We start from the raw sequence: 17379 nt of genomic DNA, 5'->3' as shown, positions 1-17379 counted from the left end.
AGAGCGAGGGCCTCAGGTCGCGCGAGGCACCTAGGCCACCGCGCTGGCCTCAGGTCGCGTCGCTGTCGAAAGGCGCCGGCTGACCGGGGGCCAGACGCTCGGCAACACGCAGTGGAGCACCGGATCCGGGCTCGGCTGAGGGGGACGCCGACGCGGCCTCCGCGGCAGCGGGGGCAGGGGCCGGCGAAGGGGTGGAAGAGGAATCGTCCTCGAGCAGGGCGTCGCGGATGATCTTGCGGGGATCGTACTGACGCGGGTCGTACTTTCGCCAGTCGACCTCGTCGAGGTCGACGCCCGTCTCCTCCTTGAGCTGCTCCCTCGCTCCCGACGCCATCCGACGGACCTCCCGGACGATGTTCGTCAGCTTCTGCGTGTATTCGGGCAGACGCTTGGGGCCGATCACCAGAACTGCGATGACCAGCAGGATGAAGAGCTCATTCATTCCGGGCACGATCGAAGATTACCTTCTGCGCCTCGGCGCGGACGATTCTGCCCTGCACTCGGCCCGCGCAAGCAGCGTTCCGAGTCGTTCGAAGACATCGTGCCCCATTCAGGGCCGTCCTGCTGCGCTCAGGACAAGGTGCAGGCCGCGCGCGAGACGGTCCGTGGGGCTCTCGGCAGGCGGCTGAGTGCGCAGGGGGGAAACCATCTCGCGGACCAGGCTCGCGGTCTCCGTCGACGGGAAGTCGGAGGCGAGGACAGTCGTCTGCGGGGCACCCGTACTGTCCTTGGCCCCGTGCTGCTCCATGAGCGAGATCGCATGGGCGCCGTCGCCCATCCGCACTACAAGGGTCGGCACACCGTTGAGGATGAAGCCCTTGGCGGACTCGACGTGCAGTCCGTTCTGTTCGAGCTCGGGGCAGTTCCAGCCGTCTGCCGAGAGCGCGCGGAGGTCCGAGGACGTGAGGACCCGGCCGCCGTCGTCCATCCCGACAACCGCCGGCCAGCTCGCCGTCGGCGACGCCGCCGTAGGGTCGCCGGCCACGGCGTAGGCCGTGACGGCGAGCGCGGCCAATGCAGCGGCGGCAACGGTCAGGACCACGGCGGCAGCACGCAGCACGCGGCCCTTCGACGACGCCACGTGCTCGGCAAGTTCCGCCTCGAGGGCGAGCTCGCGGGTCTGCTCGAGCAGCCGCTGCGTGAGGGCTGAGCTGGCCATGGGCACAGGCGCGTCACGGAGCGCGGCGAGATAGCGCCGTTCGCTCTCGAGCGCGCCCCGGCATTCGGCACACGACTGCACGTGCACCGCGTCCCGGCCATGGTCGGTCGAGCCGCCCAAGGGTCCCAGTCGCCGTCGTTCGCGCATGCCCCGCCTCAGCGGAGGCCCGCGACGCGGGGGAGAGTGAGCCGAGGCTTCCCGGCGCCCCGGCGCGGGTCACGGTGCGCGAGCTTCTCGCGCAGGAGGGTGCGGCCGCGGTGAATCCGCGAGCGCACAGTGCCGAGCTTGACGCCGAGCGCGGCTGCGACCTCATCGTAGGAGAGTCCCTCGAGGTCGCACAGCACGACGGCGGCGCGGAAGTCCGGCGGGAGCTCCTCGAGGGCGGCCTGGACGTCGAGATCGAGGTTGTTCATCTCGTAGCTGCGCTCAGGGCCGGGCTCGCGGCCCGGGATCTTGGCCTCGGCGTCCTCGGCGAGCGCATCGAACCGGATGCGGTTCCGGCGTCGCGCCTGGTCGAGGAAGAGGTTCGTGGTGATGCGGTGGAGCCAGCCGTCGAGCGTGCCGGGCTTGAAGTTCTCGAGCGAGCGGAACACCCGGACGAAGACCTCTTGGGTGAGGTCTTCGGCATCGTGCTGATTTCCGGTCAGCCGATAGGCCAGGCGGTATACCTTCGCGGAGTGCTGGGCAACCACTTCTTCCCATGTGGGAGGCACCCAGTCGGCAGGGGCCAGCTCCGTGGGGGTCTCGGGGGTCGCAGCACGTTGCTTGAGCACGTCCACGCACCTCACCTTCACAGCATCGGCGGCCGCACTGTGCGATGGACTCCTGATCCACCTGCAACCGCTGCGGAACCCCAGTGTGACAGTCCTTGCTGAACGTTCGCTGGCCATTCCGCCGAGAGCGTAGCTCGGTGCGGGTCCGCCGAGAGGATAGGCTTGAGGCATCCCGAGCCGAAAGCGTTCCTAGCATGACCGACAAGTCCGCGAGCTGGTCCTACGCCGAGGGTCTTGCCGTCGAGGACACAGTCGTGGCCCGTGCGCGCGAAAGGTCCCTCGAGCTGGGCGTGTCTCCCGTCTCCCCTGGCGTCGGCGCCGTCCTCACGGTGCTCGCCGCAGCCTCCAAGGCGCACGCCGTCGTCGAAGTCGGCACGGGCGCCGGCGTCTCAGGCGTCTGCCTGCTCCGCGGGCTTCCCAGCCGGTCGACGTTCACGACGATCGACACCGACATCGAGCACCTCAAGGCCGCCCGGCAGGCATTCGGTGAGGCTGGCATCCCATCGAGCCGGGTCCGCACCATCCCCGGCCGCGCCCAAGCTGTCCTCCCCCGGCTCAACGATGCCTCGTATGACCTGGTGTTCCTCGACGCAGACCCGGGAGGAACGCCGGACTACGCCGAGGAAGGGGTGCGGCTCCTGCGCGAGGGCGGCCTGCTCGTCATCAACGACGCCCTCGACCACGACCGCGTCGCCAACCCGGCGCAGCGCGAGACGAGCGCCGTGCGGCTCCGCGCGCTGCACCGGCGGCTCCTCGAAGACGACCGCCTCGACACTGCGCTGCTGCCGACGGGACCCGGGCTGTTCCTCGCCTCCCGCCGCTGAAGACCGGTTGGGAAGGCCTCGTGAGGAGTGGCTGGCATAAACGTGAGGAGTGGCTGGCATAAAGAGGAAGGAGGCTGCCACAAGGGCCAGCCTCCTTCGCTTCGCAGAGTCTGCGCGAGGGTCAGTTCACTCGGTAACGCCGACGAGGCACTCCTTGAGCTGCGCAGCCTCTTCGGCATTGAGCTCGACGACGAGCCGCCCACCGCCCTCGAGGGGAACCCGCATGATCAGGCTGCGGCCCTCCTTGGTGACCTCCATCGGGCCGTCCCCGGTACGCGGTTTCATGGCTGCCATCTGAGCTTCCCCTCCAGTAGTGTGCCCACACGAATCTGCAGGCTGTCGGACGCGCCTCCGCTCACCGAGGTGATGGGAGCCTCGCCACCCTGTGCTTGACCTTTACATTATCAGTAGGGATACCACGGGGTAGCCAAGCTCGCCGGTCACGGGGGCCAGTCGCCGCCGCCCGGGAGCTCGGCCCAGTCCCAGAGCCACACGACCCAGACGATCTGCAGGAGCACGAACATCACGAGCACCGAGCCACGGTAGGCGCGTGAACGGGAGATCGCGGCGGCGGCCAGGGCGAGCGGGAAGAACGGGAGCATCATCCGGAAGGTGCTCGTCTGGGGGTAGAGGAACGCCAGGAGGAACAGCGCGTAGGCTGCGCACCACAGTCTCAGCTCGACCCCGATGAGCTTGACGTGCGAGCTCGTGAGGTAGAGCGTCACGACCGCGACCAGCACGAAGGGCGCAACTGCCCCGAGCACGGGGCCGAAGAGGTAGCTGCCCGTGTCGAACCAGGGCATGAACGGCACGAGGTCGCTCCCCCGCCAGACCGCCTCGGTGTCGGTGTACGCGGTCATGACCCCCGTGGCCGCCCACGCGATGGCCGGCCAGGCGAGGGCCGAAGCCGCCGTCGCCGCCGTCAGCACCGCGAGGCTCGGCAGCTCTCCGGGCGCGGGCGGACGACGGCGCCGCGAGAACCAGCGGACGACGAACAGGGCCGCGAGCATCGCCGCGAGGGGGACGCCGACCGGGCGGGTGAGACACGCTGCCACGACGGCGGGGATCGCTATGAGGTAGCGCCGCTCCACAATCCACAGGAGCGCCCACGCCAGGAACGCGATCCCCAGTGATTCGGCATACGGAACCTGCAGGATCGCCGAGACCGGGAAGAACGCGAAGAAGACGACGCCCCACAGGGACGTGCCCTGGCCCGCGAAATGCCGGAACAGCCGATAGACCCCGAGTGCGGCGGCGAAGCCCGCGAGCAGCGCGACAGCCTGTTCGAGGATCTGCCACGAGATGCCCGTGAGAATCGCCAGGGACCGCACGAGATAGGGGAAGCCCGGGTAGAACGCCCATGCATTCTCGGTGACAGCCCCGGTCGACGAGCGCGGGAGGACGGCGGGATAGCCGTTCTGGATGATGCGCCCGTACCACTCTGAGTCCCAGATCTGCAGGAAGTGGAAGTAGTCAGGGTGCGGCCCGAACCACGGATTGGTCCCCTGCTGGAGCGCGGCTGCCGCGAAGATGCCGAACGTGACGAGCCGTGATAGCGCGAACAGGAGTACGACCTGCAGCCACCACGGCCTCCGGGCGAGCCACACCGCCGTCGTCCGCAGGCCTCGTGCGAGCGCCGCATGGACGGGGGACGACGATGCCTCCCCGCGCGCTGCGCCGGCCCGCTCGTCGAGCCCGTGGCTCATTCCGCGGCCTCGACCTCGGAACGCGCGCGCCTGCGGAGCCGGTCGATCTCGGCGTCCTGCTCCGCGATGCGGTCGCGCAGCCGCTCGAGGACGTCGTCGACCTGGTCCATCCTGTAGCCCCTCAGCCCGAGGGAGAACCGGATCCGGTCCACGTCGTCCGCGCTTGGCCGCTCGGGAAGCAGGACGGGCGGAAGCCCTCGCAGCGGCTCCTCGAGGCCGCGGTCCAGGACTTCCGGGACGGAACGGCCCCGGAAGACCTGCGTCCCGACCCAGACGAGTCCAGCGGCGATCACGATGGCGATGACGACAAGGAAGAAGCTCACTCGCCGTCAGCCTTCTCGGGAGACCACACTTCTTCCTCCTCCTCTTCGGCCGAGCCGAACATGCCGCCCCGCCGTTCCTGCACGTCTCGGCGGAACCCGGCCAGCACGAGCTCGACCGCTTCCTCGGCGGTATCGGTGATCTGGATGAGGTGCATGTCCTCCGGAGAGATCATCCCCTCGGTCAGAAGGGTATTGCGCATCCAGTCGACCATCGGGCCCCAGAATCGAGTGCCGACGAGCACGATGGGGAACGAGGTCACCTTGCCCGTCTGGACGAGGACCATGGCCTCGAACAGCTCGTCGAGGGTGCCGAGGCCGCCCGGCAGGACGACGAAGCCGTGGGCGTACTTGACGAACATCGTCTTGCGGGCGAAGAAGTAGCGGAAGTTGACGCCGAGGTCCACCCAGGGGTTGAAGCCCGTCTCGAACGGGAGCTCGATCCCGAGGCCGACGGACGTCCCTGAGCCGTCCACGGCGCCGCGGTTGGCGGCCTCCATCGAGCCCGGACCGCCGCCCGTGATGACCGCGACGCCCTCCCGCGCTAGCAGGCGCCCGATCTCGACAGCCGTCTCGTAGTAGTCGCTGCCCGGCAGAGTCCGGGCCGAACCGAAGATGCTGATGGCGGGGCCGAGCTCAGCGAGCGCCCCGAAGCCCTCGACGAACTCGCTCTGAATCCGCATGACGCGCCACGGATCGGTGTGGACGAACCGGCCAGCCCCCTGGGAGTCGAGGAGATGCTGGTCCGACGTGCCCTGGAGGGCCTGCCGCCGCCGAAGCTCGAGCGGGCCCTTGCGCCGGGAAGGGACTGAGCGATCGTCGCGACGCGGTGATTCCGTGGTCATGGTCCAAGGCTAGCGGTCTCTCTTGGATCACGATCGGAGGGCCCGTCTCCGCGTAGCGGGATCCGCGGTGTGGCTTCCGTTACATTGGCCCTATGACAACCGAAGCACCCTCGGCTGCCCTTGTCTCCGTGCAGGGCGTGAACAAGCACTTCGGCCAGCTCCACGTCCTGCGGGACATCGACCTCGATGTCCGCAGGGGAGAGGTCGTGGTCGTCATCGGCCCCTCCGGCTCCGGGAAGTCGACGCTGTGCCGGGCCATCAACCGGCTCGAGACCATCGAGTCCGGCGAGATCTCGATCGACGGGAAGAAGCTCCCCGAGGAAGGCCGGGAGCTCGCACGGCTCCGGGCCGACGTCGGCATGGTCTTCCAGTCGTTCAACCTCTTCGCCCACAAGACGATCCTCGAGAACGTCACCCTCGGCCCCATCAAGGTCAAGGGCGTGGACAAGGCCACCGCCGAGAAGGAGGCAATGGCGCTCCTCGAGCGCGTCGGCGTCGGCCATCAGGCGCCCAAGCTTCCCGCCCAGCTCTCGGGCGGCCAGCAGCAGCGCGTCGCCATCGCTCGGGCTCTCGCGATGAAGCCCAAGGTCATGCTGTTCGACGAGCCCACGTCGGCGCTGGACCCCGAGATGATCAACGAGGTCCTCGACGTCATGGTGGAGCTCGCCCGCGAGGGCATGACCATGATCGTCGTGACGCACGAGATGGGCTTCGCCCGCAAGGCCGCGGACCGCGTCGTGTTCATGGCCGACGGGCAGATCGTCGAGCAGGCTCCGCCCGAACAGTTCTTCACCAACCCGCACAGCGAGAGGGCCAAGGACTTCCTGTCCAAGATCCTCACGCACTGACTCGAGGAGGCCGCTTTCTGCCAGCGTCCTCCTCGCCAAAGGGGTCCGTCCCCCACCAGAAAGGAATATCGTGGCACTCTTCCGCACCAAGAAGGCCGTATTCTCCGCCGCAGCAGCGGCACTCGCACTCGCGCTGAGCGCGTGTGGCGGGGACTCGGGATCCGGCGGCTCCGGGCCGTCCGCGTCCGCCCCCTACACGGTCGCCTCGAACGCCTCCCTCTCCGGAAGCCCGACGTTCGACAAGATGAAGTCGAACGGCAAGGTCCGCATCGGGGTCAAGCAGGATCAGCCCGGCCTCGGCTTCATGGACGCCGCGACCGGCCAGTACAGCGGCTTCGACATCGAGATCGCGAAGTGGATCGCCGCTTCCCTCGGCTACGGCGCAGACAAGATCGAGTTCAAGCCGATCCCGTCGGCGAACCGGGAGTCGGCCATTCAGAACGGCGACATCGACTACTACGTCGGCACGTACTCCATCACTGACAGCCGCAAGAAGCAGGTCGACTTCGCGGGTCCGTACTTCATCACGGGGCAGGGCCTGCTCGTGAAGAAGGACAACACGACGATCAACAGCGAGAAAGACCTCGCGGGCAAGACCGTCTGCTCGGCGACCGGATCCACGCCCCTGCAGAACATCCAGAAGAACTTCCCCCAGACCAAGGCACAGTCCTTCGACACCTACTCGCAGTGCGTGGACGCGCTCAAGAACGGCCAGGTCGACGCCGTGACCACTGATCAGGCGATCCTCCTCGGCTATTCCTCCCAGGACCCCGACAACCTCAAGGTTGTCGGGCAGCCGTTCACCACGGAGAAGTACGGCGTGGGCGTCACCAAGGGCGACACTGCCCTCCGGAAGTTCATCAACGACATGTTCACGAACGGCAAGGACACCTGGCAGAAGGTCTACAACTCGACCCTCGGGAAGTCGGGGACGAAGGTCGACCAGCCGGCCGTCGACAACTACTGATCGGTCCGCGGTGGGCGGGGCGCGTGACGTCCCCGCCCATCGCGTTCGCCCTCGAAAGCGAAGGCTCGCGTGAACACACTCTTCAACAATCTGGACGTCTTCACGACCGGATTCCGCACCACCATCATCCTGTTCCTGGTCTCGGGGTTCTTCGCCCTCCTCCTCGGCACGGTCATCGGCGCGATGCGCGTCTCCCCCGTTCCGGCGCTGCGGGCGTTCGGCACCCTGTACGTCAACGTCGTCCGCAACACGCCGCTCACGCTCGTCCTGTTCTTCTTCGCCTTCGGCTACCCGAAGCTCGGCCTCCCGGAGATCGACTTCACCGCCTCGGCCATCGTCGGGCTCAGCCTCTACACGGCGAGCTACGTGGCCGAGGTTCTGCGCTCCGGGGTCAACACCGTGCCCGTGGGGCAGGCGGAGGCCGCTCGGGCAATCGGCCTGCGGTTCATCCAGACGCTCACGGTCGTCGTCCTGCCACAGGCATTCCGTTCCGTGCTTCCACCGCTCTTCAGCGTGCTCATCGCACTCCTGAAGAACACGACGGTGGCCGCCGGCTTCTCCGTCTACGAGGCCGGCGCCATCCGGGCCTACCTCGCCGAACGCGGCGAGCCCGCCATCGTCGTCCTGCTCTGGGTCGCGTTCTTCTTCGTGGTCCTCGTCCTCATCCTCGCGCAGCTCCAGCGCTACTTTGAGAAGAAGTGGAAGGTGGCCCGATGACCTCGGTCCTCTACGACGCCCCCGGGCCCGAGGCCCGGAGGCGGCACCTCGTCTTCGGCGTCATCTCGACGCTCGTGATCCTTGCAGTCATCGCGTTCGTGCTGTGGCGATTCATCGCGACGGGCCAGTTCAGCGCCCAGAAGTGGCAAATCTTCTCGTTCCCGCGGGTCCAGCAGACCCTCGTCCAGGCTACGGGCGCGACGCTCTCCGCGTTCGGCGTCGCCGCCGTGGGCAGCCTCGTGCTCGGGCTCGTGCTCGCGGTGGGCCGGCTCTCGGAGCGGACATGGCTGTCCAGGCCCTTCCACTGGTTCACTGAGCTGTTCCGCGCGGTCCCGGTACTCATCCTCATGATGATGCTGTACTACGGCCTCCCGCCCGCGATCGGGGTGAGGTGGCCGCCCTACACGGCGGTCGTCGTCGCCCTCATCCTGTACAACGGCTCGGTGCTCGCCGAAGTGTTCCGCGCCGGCGTCGAGTCGCTGCCCAAGGGCCAGAAGGAGGCGGGCCTCGCCATCGGGCTGCGGAACTCCCAGGTCATGGCGAGCATCCTGCTCCCGCAGGCCGTGAGGGCGATGCTGCCCGTGATCATCTCCCAGCTCGTCGTGACTCTCAAGGACACGGCCCTCGGCTTCATCGTCACGTACAACGAGATCCTGTTCCAGGCCAAGTTCTTCGGATCGCAGGTCCAGTACGGGACGCCCATCGTGCCCTCCGCGATCGTCGCCGGCGTGCTCTACGTGGGGATGTGCCTCATCCTCTCGGGCCTCGCGAAGCTCGCCGAGCGGAGGCTCCGGCGCAGCCAGAAGGTCTCGCCCGCGCCGGCGGCAGAGGTGTGATCAGGCCGCGAGCCAGTCACGCAGCGCCCGGAAGCACTCGCGCACGTCGTCGGCTTCCACGCGCTCGTCGTCCTTGTGCGCGAGCAGCGCGTTCCCGGGTCCGAAGTTCACGGCCGGAATGCCGAGTTCGCTGAAGCGCGCCACGTCGGTCCAGCCGTACTTCGGCTTGGGCTCGCGGCCGACCACGGCGACAAATGCGGCCGCCGCGGGGTGCGTCAGTCCCGGGCGAGCGCCCGCGGCGCCGTCCGTGCGGACGACGTCGAAGCCCTCGAGCAGCTTCCGCACGTGGGCCTCCGCCTCGTCGAGCGATTTGTCGGGCGCAAAGCGGTAGTTGATCTCGACGGTGCAGCGGTCCGGGATGACGTTCCCCGCGGTACCTCCCGCTATCCGGACGGCGTTGAGGCTCTCCCGGTAGTCGAGGCCGTCGACGTTCACCGTCATCGGCTCGTACTCGGCCAGGCGCGTGAGGATCGGTGCGGCCGCGTGGATGGCGTTCCGGCCCATCCAGGCCCGAGCCGAGTGCGCGGCCTCCCCCACGGTGGAAGCCTCGAGGCGCAGCGTGCCGTTGCACCCGCCTTCCACCGTGCCCGCGGTCGGCTCGAGGAGAATCGCGAAATCGCCCTCGAGGAGCTCCGGCGTCGTGCGGACCAGCCTGCCCAGCCCGCTCTTGGCTGCCTCGACTTCCTCATGGTCGTAGAAGACGAACGTGACGTCGCGGGCCGGCCGCGACGCGCCGTCGTCCGCCGACCCGAACAGCGCGCCCGCAAGCGCGAGCTGCACGGCGACGCCGCCCTTCATGTCCGTCGCGCCGCGCCCCCACAGAGTGCCCGCGCCCGGCTCGCCATCCCACGACGACGGGACGGTGCCGCGGGCGCCGTCGGCCTTCGGAAGGGGAACGGTGTCCAGGTGGCCCGCGAGGACGACGCGCTCCCCGCGGCCCAGCTCCGAGCGCGCCACGATCGCGTCGCCGTCGCGCGTGACCGTGAGGCCCGGAAGCGCCCGGAGGGCGGCCTCGACGGCGTCGGCGATCGCGTGCTCGTTCCCCGAGACGCTGGGAATGTCGATGAGGGCCGCGGTGAGGAGGGACACGTCCTGGGCGAGGTCGAGGGTGGCTGGAGTCACGCGAGAAGCATAGCCCTGCGCGGCAGGCCAGCTTCGGTTCCCCAAGACCCGCTCGATAGACTTGGGCCCATGACTGAAACCTCCGCCGCACCCCGCTCTGCCCACGGCTTCGGCCTTGCCACGATCGCCGTGGGTACCGGGGCGGACGGGGCCGAAGAGGCCACCGTCCTCGACGTCTGGTACCCCTCCCCCGCGCTCGGCACGGCGGCCGAGCACCTGGACGACGAGACAGTCGTGGACTCCGCCCCCGCCGAGCTCGTTGCGGCGGCCGAGAACGGGATCGACACCGACCGCGGCACGCAGACAAAGGTGGTCTTCGTCCAGATCGACCTCGACCAGCCGCCCGCCGACACGGCCGACGCCTACCTCCGCCTGCACCTGCTCTCCCACCGCCTCGTCAAGCCCAACACGATCAACCTCGACGGCGTCTTCGGCAAGCTCGCGAACGTCGTCTGGACCAACTTCGGCCCCTGCCATCCGGCGGGCTTCGAGTCGACCCGCGCCCGGCTGCGCCGCCGCGGCCCCGTCACGGTGTACGGCGTCGACAAGTTCCCGCGCATGCTGGACTACGTCGTCCCGACCGGCGTGCGGATCGCCGACGGCGACCGAGTCCGGCTCGGCGCGCACCTCGCCGAGGGCACGACCGTCATGCACGAGGGCTTCGTGAACTTCAACGCGGGAACGCTCGGGGCGTCGATGGTCGAAGGCCGCATCTCCGCGGGCGTCGTCGTCGGGGACGGGACGGACGTCGGGGGCGGGGCTTCCATCATGGGAACCCTCTCGGGCGGCGGCAAGCAGCGCATCTCGCTCGGCGAACGCGTGCTGCTCGGGGCGAATTCCGGCGTCGGCATCTCGATCGGCGACGACTCCGTGGTCGAAGCCGGGCTCTACGTGACCGCTGGAACCCGCGTGCGGATCAGCGGCTTCAAGGACGCGTTCGGCGAGGACGCCGAGAAGGTCGTCAAGGCTTCCGAGCTCTCCGGGCAGCCCAACCTGTTGTTCCGCCGCAACTCGACCAATGGCCAGGTCGAGGCGCTCCCCCGCAACGGGCAGACGGTGGAACTCAACGCAGCCCTGCACGCCAACTGACTCCCGAACGCCTGACGACACAGCGCCGGGCCCCTCGCTGGGCCCGGCGCGATGAGCAAGGAGCTCCGCCTTGGCCTTGGCCCGCACCGCGCGACGCTGGCTCACGCTCGTCGTCGCCCTCGTGCTCGCCGGCACCGGGATCTACATCGCCTCGGCCGTGCTCAACGGGAACCAAGCACCCGTCGTAGAGGGCTGCACCGCACTGCTCAACGGCGCCGAGCAGAGCCTCGCCACGGATCAGGCCGCGAACGCCTCGCTCATCACCGCAATAGCCGTGCAGCGCGGCCTTCCCGCACGGGCGGCAACCATCGCCATCGCGACGTCCATGCAGGAGGCGAAGCTCCGCAACATCAACTACGGGGACCACGCCGGCCCCGACTCGCGCGGGCTCTTCCAGCAGCGGCCCTCGCAGGGCTGGGGCACGGAAGAACAGATCATGGACCCCATCTACGCGACCAACGCCTTCTACGACGCGCTCGTGAAAGTGCCCGGCTACGAGTCGATGACCGTCACCCAGGCGGCCCAGACGGTGCAGCGCTCGGCGTACCCGGAGGCGTACTCGCAATACGAGGACCTCGGGCGCGCGTATGCCTCGGCGCTCACCGGCAACTCGCAGGCCTCGCTCAACTGCACGCTCCGCAAGCCCGACGCTGCGGGCGATCCTTCTGCCCTGCGCACGGCGCTCGAACAGGACTACGGGCAGTCAGCGGTGGGCGTCGTGGCAGGCAGGACGGTCTCAGTCCAGGCCTCCGGGACCCTCGCGTGGTCCGTGGCCCAGTGGGCGGTGGCCAACGCCAAGGGGCTCGGGGTGACCCGCGTCCAGGTGGACAGCCAGACGTGGATCCGCGACGGCAACAAGGGGTGGGGCAATGCCCAGAACGCGCCCGGCGTCGTCGTCATCACCGTGGCGGACGCGCCGTGATCTCCCACAGCCCCGTTCGGATCAGACCAGTATCTCGAGAACCGGCGCCAGGAAGCTGCGGAAGGCCTCAGCGTCGTCCATGAGCCACTGGCTCATGATCATCTTGTCGCTCGCGACGAGCCATGCCCTGTCTTCGGCGAGGGGCAGCTCTATGATCCGGAGGTCGAAGTCCTTCGCGAGCGGACCGGCCTCGAGCTGCCTCCCGGCCACCATCTCGGCCAGGAACTGCGCCTCTCCCCGGGCCTCCCGCCGGGCCTCGATCCGCTCGTATTCCGCGCGTCGCTCGCCTGCCCAGGCGAGGGCGCTGCCGAAGTGCGCCTGAAGGGAGCGCTGGAGGGCAGGCGCCGCGCTGAAGGCGGTGAACTCGGGCGGACTCACGTCTGGAACGCCGTCCGGCTGGTCCGCGACGAGCTGTGACCACCACTCCTCCCACTCGCGGCGCAGCGCCTCGACGCCGCCCACGTGCTGGGTGAGCTGGTGGTGGTCGCATTCGCGGATGTGCGGTTCGGCAGGGGCGAGCGGCGGGAATCCGGCCCCCGTCAGGCCCGCGTTGTCCTTGAGATAGAGGGCGAGCAGCATCGGGTCCGACGTGTCGATCGTGACACGCCACCCGGGCCCCGCTGTCTGGTGCATGGCGTCGGCTCCTTGCGTCCCATCAGCACCTTCAAGTGTATTCCCGCCTCACGCGGACGGAACCCGGCCGAGCGTGTCCGCTTGGGCGCGGACGACGGCGAGGCACAGGTCGGCGTCGAGCCACCGGCCATGCACCAGGGCGTGGAGCGAGAGGCCTTCCGCCGTCGCGAGGAGCCGCTCGGCCTCCGCCACGAGTTCGTGGCGTTCCCTGCCGGGAAGCGCTGCGAGGACGGAACGTCCGACGGCGGCGGCGATCCGACCGTGCGCGACGTCCGCCACCGCCAGCAGGGCCGGATCCGTGCGGGCCGCGAGGCGGAACGCGCTGAAGACACAGAGGTCGATGGCGCGTTCCTCGTCGAGCGGGAGGAGTTGGCACAGCTGGGCCACGACCCCTTCTGCGCCGTCGACGCGCCGCACCACGTCTTCCGCGACGCTCTCGAAGGCGTGGATCCGGAGATCCTCCGCCGTCTCGAAGTAGTGCCGCACCGATCCGACGACGAGGCCGGCCTCAGCGGCGACCTCACGGAGGGACACACGGGCGAGGCCGTCCGCGGCCACAATCCGCTTGACGGCCTCGACGATCTCACGACGGCGCGCGGCCGCGTCGACGAATCTGGGCATCTGTCCTGTCTAGCACACCCGAGCGCCGCCTCCGCGCCCACGCCACGGGCAGCCCGAAGGGAGGGATGGCGGTCTCCCTCGCGACGTTGGGGTCCTGCGCGCCCGTAGGATGGACGCATGCGAATCCTTGTGACCGGCGGCACCGGCTACATCGGCTCCCACACCGTTCTGACGCTCCTCGAGGGCGGTCATGACGTCGTGGTGGTGGACAACCTCTCGAACTCCAGCGAAGAGTCGCTGCGCAGGGTCGGCGAGCTGGCGGGCCGTGACGCGGCCTTCGTGAAGGCCGACATCACGGACGAGACCGCCCTGGACGGGGTCTTCCGGGAGCACGCGCCGGAGGCCGTGATCCACTTCGCGGGCCTCAAGGCAGTCGGCGAGTCGACGCAGATTCCGCTCGACTACTACTACAACAACGTCGCGGGCACGATCGCGCTCCTGCGGACGATGCAGCGCCACGACGTCCGTACCATCGTCTTCTCGTCCTCGGCCACCGTGTACGGAGAGCACAACCCGACGCCGTACATCGAGAAGATGGAAATCGGGGCGATGAACCCCTACGGCCGTACCAAGGAGCAGGTCGAGGACATCCTGAGCGACCTCGGTGCGTCTGACCCGCGGTGGCATATAGCACTCCTGCGCTACTTCAATCCGGTGGGCGCACATCCGTCGGGACGGATCGGCGAGGACCCCCAGGGCATTCCGAACAACCTCGTGCCCTTCATCGCCCAGGTCGCCGTCGGCCGGCGCGAAAAGCTCATGGTGTTCGGCGGCGACTACGAGACTCCCGACGGCACGTGCCAGCGCGACTTCATCCACGTCGTCGACCTCGCCGAGGGTCACGCGGCGGCGCTGCGGTACCTCGAGGACCACGCGGGCGTATTCCGCTGGAACCTCGGCTCGGGCAGGGGGACCTCGGTGCTCGAGATGCTGCACGCCTTCGAGGCCGCCGTCGGAGCGCCGATCCCGTACGAGATCGGCGAACGGCGCCCGGGCGACCTCCCCGCCTTCTGGGCCGACCCCTCAGCGGCGCTGGCCGACCTCGGCTGGTCCACGACCAAGAGCGTGGAGCAGATGTGCGAAGACCACTGGCGCTGGCAGAAGAACAACCCCATGGGTTACCGCACGGCCTGACTCCGTCTCGGGTACACCAAAGCCACCCCCTCCCCGTCTCGGGTACAGAAAAGCTCCCTCCTCCCCATCTCGGGTACAGATAATCTCAACTGAGAGACGGACGACGCCGGCCCTCGCCTTTGCTTGAAAGGCGAGGGCCGGCGTCGTCGTACCCGAAACGGCCAGGGAGGGGAATAGCCGTACCCGAAACGGCCAGGGAGGGGAATAGCCGTACCCGAAACGGTCAGGGAGGCGAATAGCCGTACCCGAAACGGTCAGGGCGCGGCGGCCTTCCCCCTAGCGGACCGGGTAGTCGCGCTGCGCCTGCCCGACGTAGAGCTGCCGCGGGCGGCCGATCTTCGTCTGGGGATCCTTGATCATCTCGCGCCACTGGGCGATCCACCCTGGCAGCCGGCCGATGGCGAACAGCACCGTGAACATCTTCTCGGGGAAGCCCATCGCCTTGTAGATGAGGCCCGTGTAGAAGTCGACGTTCGGGTAGAGCTTCCGCTGGATGAAGTAGTCGTCCGCGAGCGCCTTCTCCTCGAGCCGCATCGCGATGTCGAGGAGCTCGTCGTTGCCTCCGAGCTTCGAGAGGATCTCGTGGGCGGTGGCCTTGATGATCTTGGCGCGCGGGTCGTAGTTCTTGTAGACACGGTGCCCGAAGCCCATGAGGCGGACGCCGTCCTCCTTGTTCTTCACCTTCTCCATGTAGTCCTCGGGCTTGATGCCCTCGGACTGGATACGGCGGAGCATGTTGAGGACGGCCTCGTTCGCGCCGCCGTGCAGCGGGCCGAAGAGGGCGTTGATGCCCGCGGAGATCGACGCGAAAAGGTTCGCGTTGGCCGAACCGACGAGGCGGACAGTCGACGTGGAGCAGTTCTGCTCGTGGTCCGCGTGCAGCACGAGAAGGAGGTCGAGGGCCTTGACCACGAGCGGGTCGAGCTCGTACGGCTCGGCCGGGAGGCCGAAGCACAGCCGGAGGAAGTTCTCCACGAGGTTCATGGAGTTGTCCGGGTACAGGAGGGGCTGGCCGATGGACTTCTTGTGCGCGTAGGCCGCGATGACGGGAAGCTTCGCCATGAGGCGGATGGTCGAGAGTTCGACCTGCTCCTCGTTGAACGGGTCGAGCGAGTCCTGGTAGAACGTCGACAGCGCGGACACTGCCGAGGACAGGACTGGCATCGGGTGGGCGTCCCGCGGGAACCCGGCAAAGAAGCTCTTGAGCTCCTCGTGCAGGAGGGTGTGGCGGCGGATCCGCTGGTCGAATGACTCGAGCTCGGACGGCGTCGGCAGGTTGCCGTAGATCAGGAGGTAGGACACCTCGAGGAAGCTCGAGTGCTGCGCCAGCTGCTCGATCGGGTAGCCGCGGTAGCGCAGGATGCCCTCGTCGCCGTCGATGAAGGTGATCGACGAGGTGGTCGCCGCTGTGTTCATGAAGCCGGGGTCGAAGGTGACAGCGCCTGTCTCCTTCAGAAGCTTCGACACGTCGTAGCCGTCGTTGCCTTCGACTGCGGCAATGCGGGGCAGGGTCAGCTCCCCACCTTCGTGGCGCAGGGTGGCACCGTTCTTCTCAGTCATAGTTCCCCTCACATGGGTAGCTCGCAACATTCCAAAGCTACTCCCGACCTCGCGCACGGAACGAATCGGCGCCTGCTTGAGACCGCGGGCGGGACGGTTCGGGCCAGCCGGCCGGCTAGGACTTCGTGAGGCGCTCGACGGCGGCGTCGATCCGCTCGTCGCCTGCCGTGAGGGCGACGCGGATGCAGCCCGCGCCGTCGTCCCCGTAGAACACGCCCGGTCCCACGACGATGCCGCGCTCGGCGAGGCGGCCCACGGTGGTCCAGGTGTCCTCCCCCGCCGTGCACCAGAGGTAGAGGCCCGCGTTGGAGTGGCTGATCCGCAGGCCGAAGGCCTCGAGCGCGGGGATCAGGCGCTCACGGCGGCGCCGGTAGCGGTCCTTCTGCACCTCGACGTGCGCGTCGTCGCCGAGCGCGACGCGGAGCGCCTCCTGGACCGGGAACGGCAGGATCATCCCGGCGTGCTTGCGGCTGTTCACGAGGTTGGGCATGAGCTCCGGGGCGCCCGCCACGAAGGCGGCGCGGTAGCCCGCGAGGTTCGACTGCTTGCTCAGCGAGTAGACGCTCAGGAGCCGGCTGAAGTCGCCGCCGCTGACCCTGGGGTCGAGGACGGACGGCACAGCCTCGCCGCCGCGCTGGACGTCCCAGTCCCCCCAGCCGAGCTCGGCGTAGCACTCGTCGGAGGCGACGACGGCACCGAGGCCGCGGGCGTCGTCGACGACGGCGCGCAGCTCATCGACGCCGCGCACGGCGCCCGTGGGGTTGCCGGGCGAGTTGACCCAGACGAGGCGGACGCGGGCGCGCGTCGCGGCGTCGAGCTCGTCAAGGCTGTCCGCGGCGACCGCTTGCGCCCCGGCAAGGCGAGCACCGATGTCATACGTCGGGTACGCGACGCGCGGGCGCACGACGACGTCGCCCGCACCAAGGCCGAGGAGGAACGGCAGCCAGGCCACGAGCTCCTTCGAGCCGATCGTCGGCATGACCGCCTGCTCGTCGAGGCCCTCCACCCCGCGACGGCGCGCGAACCACTCGACCACGGCCTCGCGCACGGCCGGCGTGCCGTGGACGGTTGGGTATCCGGGCGCGTCGGCTGCTGCGCGGAGCGCGTCCTGGATCAGCTCGGGGGTCGGGTCGACCGGAGTTCCGATGGACAGGTTGACTATCCCGCCCTCGTGCCGCCGGGCGGTCTCGAGATAGGGCGCCATGGCCTCCCAGGGGTAGTCCGGGAGGTCGAGTCCGAAGGCCCGCTGGGTATCGAGGCCCGTCCGGTTCTCGCCCGCGTCGGCGGTGCCGCCGCCGATCCC

The 17379-nt window shown here is 68.8% G+C and carries 20 protein-coding genes; 8 read left to right on the top strand and 12 right to left on the bottom strand.

Translation table 11 applies throughout. The features are described from left to right. Positions 1-49: 49 nt before the first annotated feature. From E6A21_RS01895 to sigE, 3 genes are all read right to left on the bottom strand, one after another. Positions 50-451: a twin-arginine translocase TatA/TatE family subunit gene (locus E6A21_RS01895; RefSeq protein ID WP_138442423.1), complete on the bottom strand. Its 402-nt coding sequence runs from the start codon at positions 449-451 to the stop codon at positions 50-52. A 99-nt stretch (positions 452-550) separates the two neighbouring features. After that, complete coding sequence (locus tag E6A21_RS01890) at positions 551-1306, bottom strand: hypothetical protein (protein WP_138442422.1); 756 nt, start codon at positions 1304-1306, stop codon at positions 551-553. An 8-nt stretch (positions 1307-1314) separates the two neighbouring features. After that, positions 1315-1932, bottom strand: a complete 618-nt coding sequence (gene sigE / locus E6A21_RS01885) for an RNA polymerase sigma factor SigE (RefSeq protein ID WP_246036161.1) — start codon at positions 1930-1932, stop codon at positions 1315-1317. 194 nt (positions 1933-2126) lie between these two features. Here sigE and E6A21_RS01880 point away from each other — a divergent pair, with 194 nt between their 5' ends. Continuing rightward, positions 2127-2756: an O-methyltransferase gene (locus E6A21_RS01880; RefSeq protein ID WP_138442420.1), complete on the top strand. Its 630-nt coding sequence runs from the start codon at positions 2127-2129 to the stop codon at positions 2754-2756. Positions 2757-2882: 126 nt separating this feature from the next. Here the strand turns inward: E6A21_RS01880 and E6A21_RS01875 are convergent, their stop codons facing one another. From E6A21_RS01875 to E6A21_RS01860, 4 genes are all read right to left on the bottom strand, one after another. Then, entirely contained in the window at positions 2883-3050 is a 168-nt protein-coding gene (locus E6A21_RS01875) for a DUF3117 domain-containing protein (RefSeq protein ID WP_138414063.1), read from the bottom strand. A gap of 146 nt (positions 3051-3196) precedes the next feature. Further along, a complete protein-coding gene (locus E6A21_RS01870) occupies positions 3197-4462 on the bottom strand; it encodes a hypothetical protein (RefSeq protein ID WP_246036125.1) in 1266 nt (421 codons plus the stop codon). Continuing rightward, entirely contained in the window at positions 4459-4785 is a 327-nt protein-coding gene (locus tag E6A21_RS01865; RefSeq protein WP_138442419.1) for a DivIVA domain-containing protein, read from the bottom strand. Before E6A21_RS01865 ends, E6A21_RS01870 begins: the two co-directional genes overlap by 4 nt. Continuing rightward, the gene (locus E6A21_RS01860; protein WP_138442418.1) at positions 4782-5627 is read right to left on the bottom strand and encodes an LOG family protein; all 846 of its coding nucleotides are present in this window, start codon (positions 5625-5627) and stop codon (positions 4782-4784) included. Before E6A21_RS01860 ends, E6A21_RS01865 begins: the two co-directional genes overlap by 4 nt. Positions 5628-5719: 92 nt before the next feature. On the opposite strand from E6A21_RS01860, the gene E6A21_RS01855 reads away from it, so the two are divergent. The 4 genes from E6A21_RS01855 (at position 5720) to E6A21_RS01840 (ending at position 8995) form a co-directional block, all read left to right on the top strand. Beyond that, positions 5720-6475 (top strand): amino acid ABC transporter ATP-binding protein, encoded by a 756-nt coding sequence (locus E6A21_RS01855; RefSeq protein ID WP_138442417.1) that lies wholly within the window; start codon positions 5720-5722, stop codon positions 6473-6475. 70 nt (positions 6476-6545) lie between these two features. Further along, positions 6546-7442: a glutamate ABC transporter substrate-binding protein gene (locus tag E6A21_RS01850; RefSeq protein WP_425471496.1), complete on the top strand. Its 897-nt coding sequence runs from the start codon at positions 6546-6548 to the stop codon at positions 7440-7442. A 69-nt stretch (positions 7443-7511) separates the two neighbouring features. Next, positions 7512-8159 (top strand): amino acid ABC transporter permease, encoded by a 648-nt coding sequence (locus tag E6A21_RS01845; protein ID WP_138442416.1) that lies wholly within the window; start codon positions 7512-7514, stop codon positions 8157-8159. Beyond that, positions 8156-8995, top strand: coding sequence for an amino acid ABC transporter permease (locus tag E6A21_RS01840; RefSeq protein WP_138442415.1), 840 nt, complete (start codon positions 8156-8158; stop codon positions 8993-8995). The genes E6A21_RS01845 and E6A21_RS01840 overlap by 4 nt, the downstream gene beginning before the upstream one ends. On the opposite strand, the gene dapE is transcribed toward E6A21_RS01840, so the two are convergent. Beyond that, positions 8996-10117 carry a succinyl-diaminopimelate desuccinylase gene (gene dapE / locus E6A21_RS01835; protein WP_138442414.1) on the bottom strand — a complete coding sequence of 374 codons (1122 nt, stop codon included), beginning with the start codon at positions 10115-10117 and terminating at the stop codon, positions 8996-8998. 69 nt (positions 10118-10186) lie between these two features. On the opposite strand from dapE, the gene dapD reads away from it, so the two are divergent. Both dapD and E6A21_RS01825 read left to right on the top strand, forming a co-directional pair. Further along, the gene (dapD, locus tag E6A21_RS01830; RefSeq protein ID WP_138442413.1) at positions 10187-11206 is read left to right on the top strand and encodes a 2,3,4,5-tetrahydropyridine-2,6-dicarboxylate N-succinyltransferase; all 1020 of its coding nucleotides are present in this window, start codon (positions 10187-10189) and stop codon (positions 11204-11206) included. 70 nt (positions 11207-11276) lie between these two features. Continuing rightward, entirely contained in the window at positions 11277-12128 is an 852-nt protein-coding gene (locus E6A21_RS01825) for a hypothetical protein (protein ID WP_425471495.1), read from the top strand. 21 nt (positions 12129-12149) lie between these two features. Here E6A21_RS01825 and E6A21_RS01820 read toward each other — a convergent pair whose 3' ends face one another. Together E6A21_RS01820 and E6A21_RS01815 are read right to left on the bottom strand one after the other, a co-directional pair. After that, positions 12150-12761: a hypothetical protein gene (locus E6A21_RS01820; RefSeq protein WP_138442412.1), complete on the bottom strand. Its 612-nt coding sequence runs from the start codon at positions 12759-12761 to the stop codon at positions 12150-12152. Between the two features lie 48 nt (positions 12762-12809). Next, positions 12810-13382 (bottom strand): TetR/AcrR family transcriptional regulator, encoded by a 573-nt coding sequence (locus E6A21_RS01815; RefSeq protein WP_138442411.1) that lies wholly within the window; start codon positions 13380-13382, stop codon positions 12810-12812. A 117-nt stretch (positions 13383-13499) separates the two neighbouring features. On the opposite strand from E6A21_RS01815, the gene galE reads away from it, so the two are divergent. Beyond that, complete coding sequence (galE, locus tag E6A21_RS01810; RefSeq protein WP_138442410.1) at positions 13500-14516, top strand: UDP-glucose 4-epimerase GalE; 1017 nt, start codon at positions 13500-13502, stop codon at positions 14514-14516. A 276-nt stretch (positions 14517-14792) separates the two neighbouring features. Here the strand turns inward: galE and E6A21_RS01805 are convergent, their stop codons facing one another. Together E6A21_RS01805 and dapC are read right to left on the bottom strand one after the other, a co-directional pair. After that, positions 14793-16076: a citrate synthase gene (locus E6A21_RS01805; RefSeq protein ID WP_138442409.1), complete on the bottom strand. Its 1284-nt coding sequence runs from the start codon at positions 16074-16076 to the stop codon at positions 14793-14795. Positions 16077-16191: 115 nt separating this feature from the next. Then, a complete protein-coding gene (gene dapC / locus E6A21_RS01800) occupies positions 16192-17376 on the bottom strand; it encodes a succinyldiaminopimelate transaminase (protein WP_281281548.1) in 1185 nt (394 codons plus the stop codon). Positions 17377-17379 lie beyond the last annotated feature (3 nt).

It is taken from the genome of Sinomonas susongensis (assembly GCF_005877005.1).
Classification (GTDB): domain Bacteria; phylum Actinomycetota; class Actinomycetes; order Actinomycetales; family Micrococcaceae; genus Sinomonas; species Sinomonas susongensis.
Note: the sequence above shows the minus strand (reverse complement) of the source record. Positions and strands in the feature narration are given on the sequence as shown.

Excerpts from the sequence above, each read along its gene's own strand:
- E6A21_RS01860 (WP_138442418.1), bottom strand. The coding sequence starts at position 5,627 with ATGACCACGGAATCACCGCGTCGCGACGATCGCTCAGTCCCTTCCCGG.
- E6A21_RS01855 (WP_138442417.1), top strand. The coding sequence starts at position 5,720 with ATGACAACCGAAGCACCCTCGGCTGCCCTTGTCTCCGTGCAGGGCGTG.
- dapD (WP_138442413.1), top strand. The coding sequence starts at position 10,187 with ATGACTGAAACCTCCGCCGCACCCCGCTCTGCCCACGGCTTCGGCCTT.
- E6A21_RS01870 (WP_246036125.1), bottom strand. The coding sequence starts at position 4,462 with ATGAGCCACGGGCTCGACGAGCGGGCCGGCGCAGCGCGCGGGGAGGCA.
- E6A21_RS01890 (WP_138442422.1), bottom strand. The coding sequence starts at position 1,306 with ATGCGCGAACGACGGCGACTGGGACCCTTGGGCGGCTCGACCGACCAT.
- galE (WP_138442410.1), top strand. The coding sequence starts at position 13,500 with ATGCGAATCCTTGTGACCGGCGGCACCGGCTACATCGGCTCCCACACC.
- E6A21_RS01875 (WP_138414063.1), bottom strand. The coding sequence starts at position 3,050 with ATGGCAGCCATGAAACCGCGTACCGGGGACGGCCCGATGGAGGTCACC.
- E6A21_RS01840 (WP_138442415.1), top strand. The coding sequence starts at position 8,156 with ATGACCTCGGTCCTCTACGACGCCCCCGGGCCCGAGGCCCGGAGGCGG.
- E6A21_RS01805 (WP_138442409.1), bottom strand. The coding sequence starts at position 16,076 with ATGACTGAGAAGAACGGTGCCACCCTGCGCCACGAAGGTGGGGAGCTG.
- E6A21_RS01880 (WP_138442420.1), top strand. The coding sequence starts at position 2,127 with ATGACCGACAAGTCCGCGAGCTGGTCCTACGCCGAGGGTCTTGCCGTC.
- E6A21_RS01820 (WP_138442412.1), bottom strand. The coding sequence starts at position 12,761 with ATGCACCAGACAGCGGGGCCCGGGTGGCGTGTCACGATCGACACGTCG.
- E6A21_RS01815 (WP_138442411.1), bottom strand. The coding sequence starts at position 13,382 with ATGCCCAGATTCGTCGACGCGGCCGCGCGCCGTCGTGAGATCGTCGAG.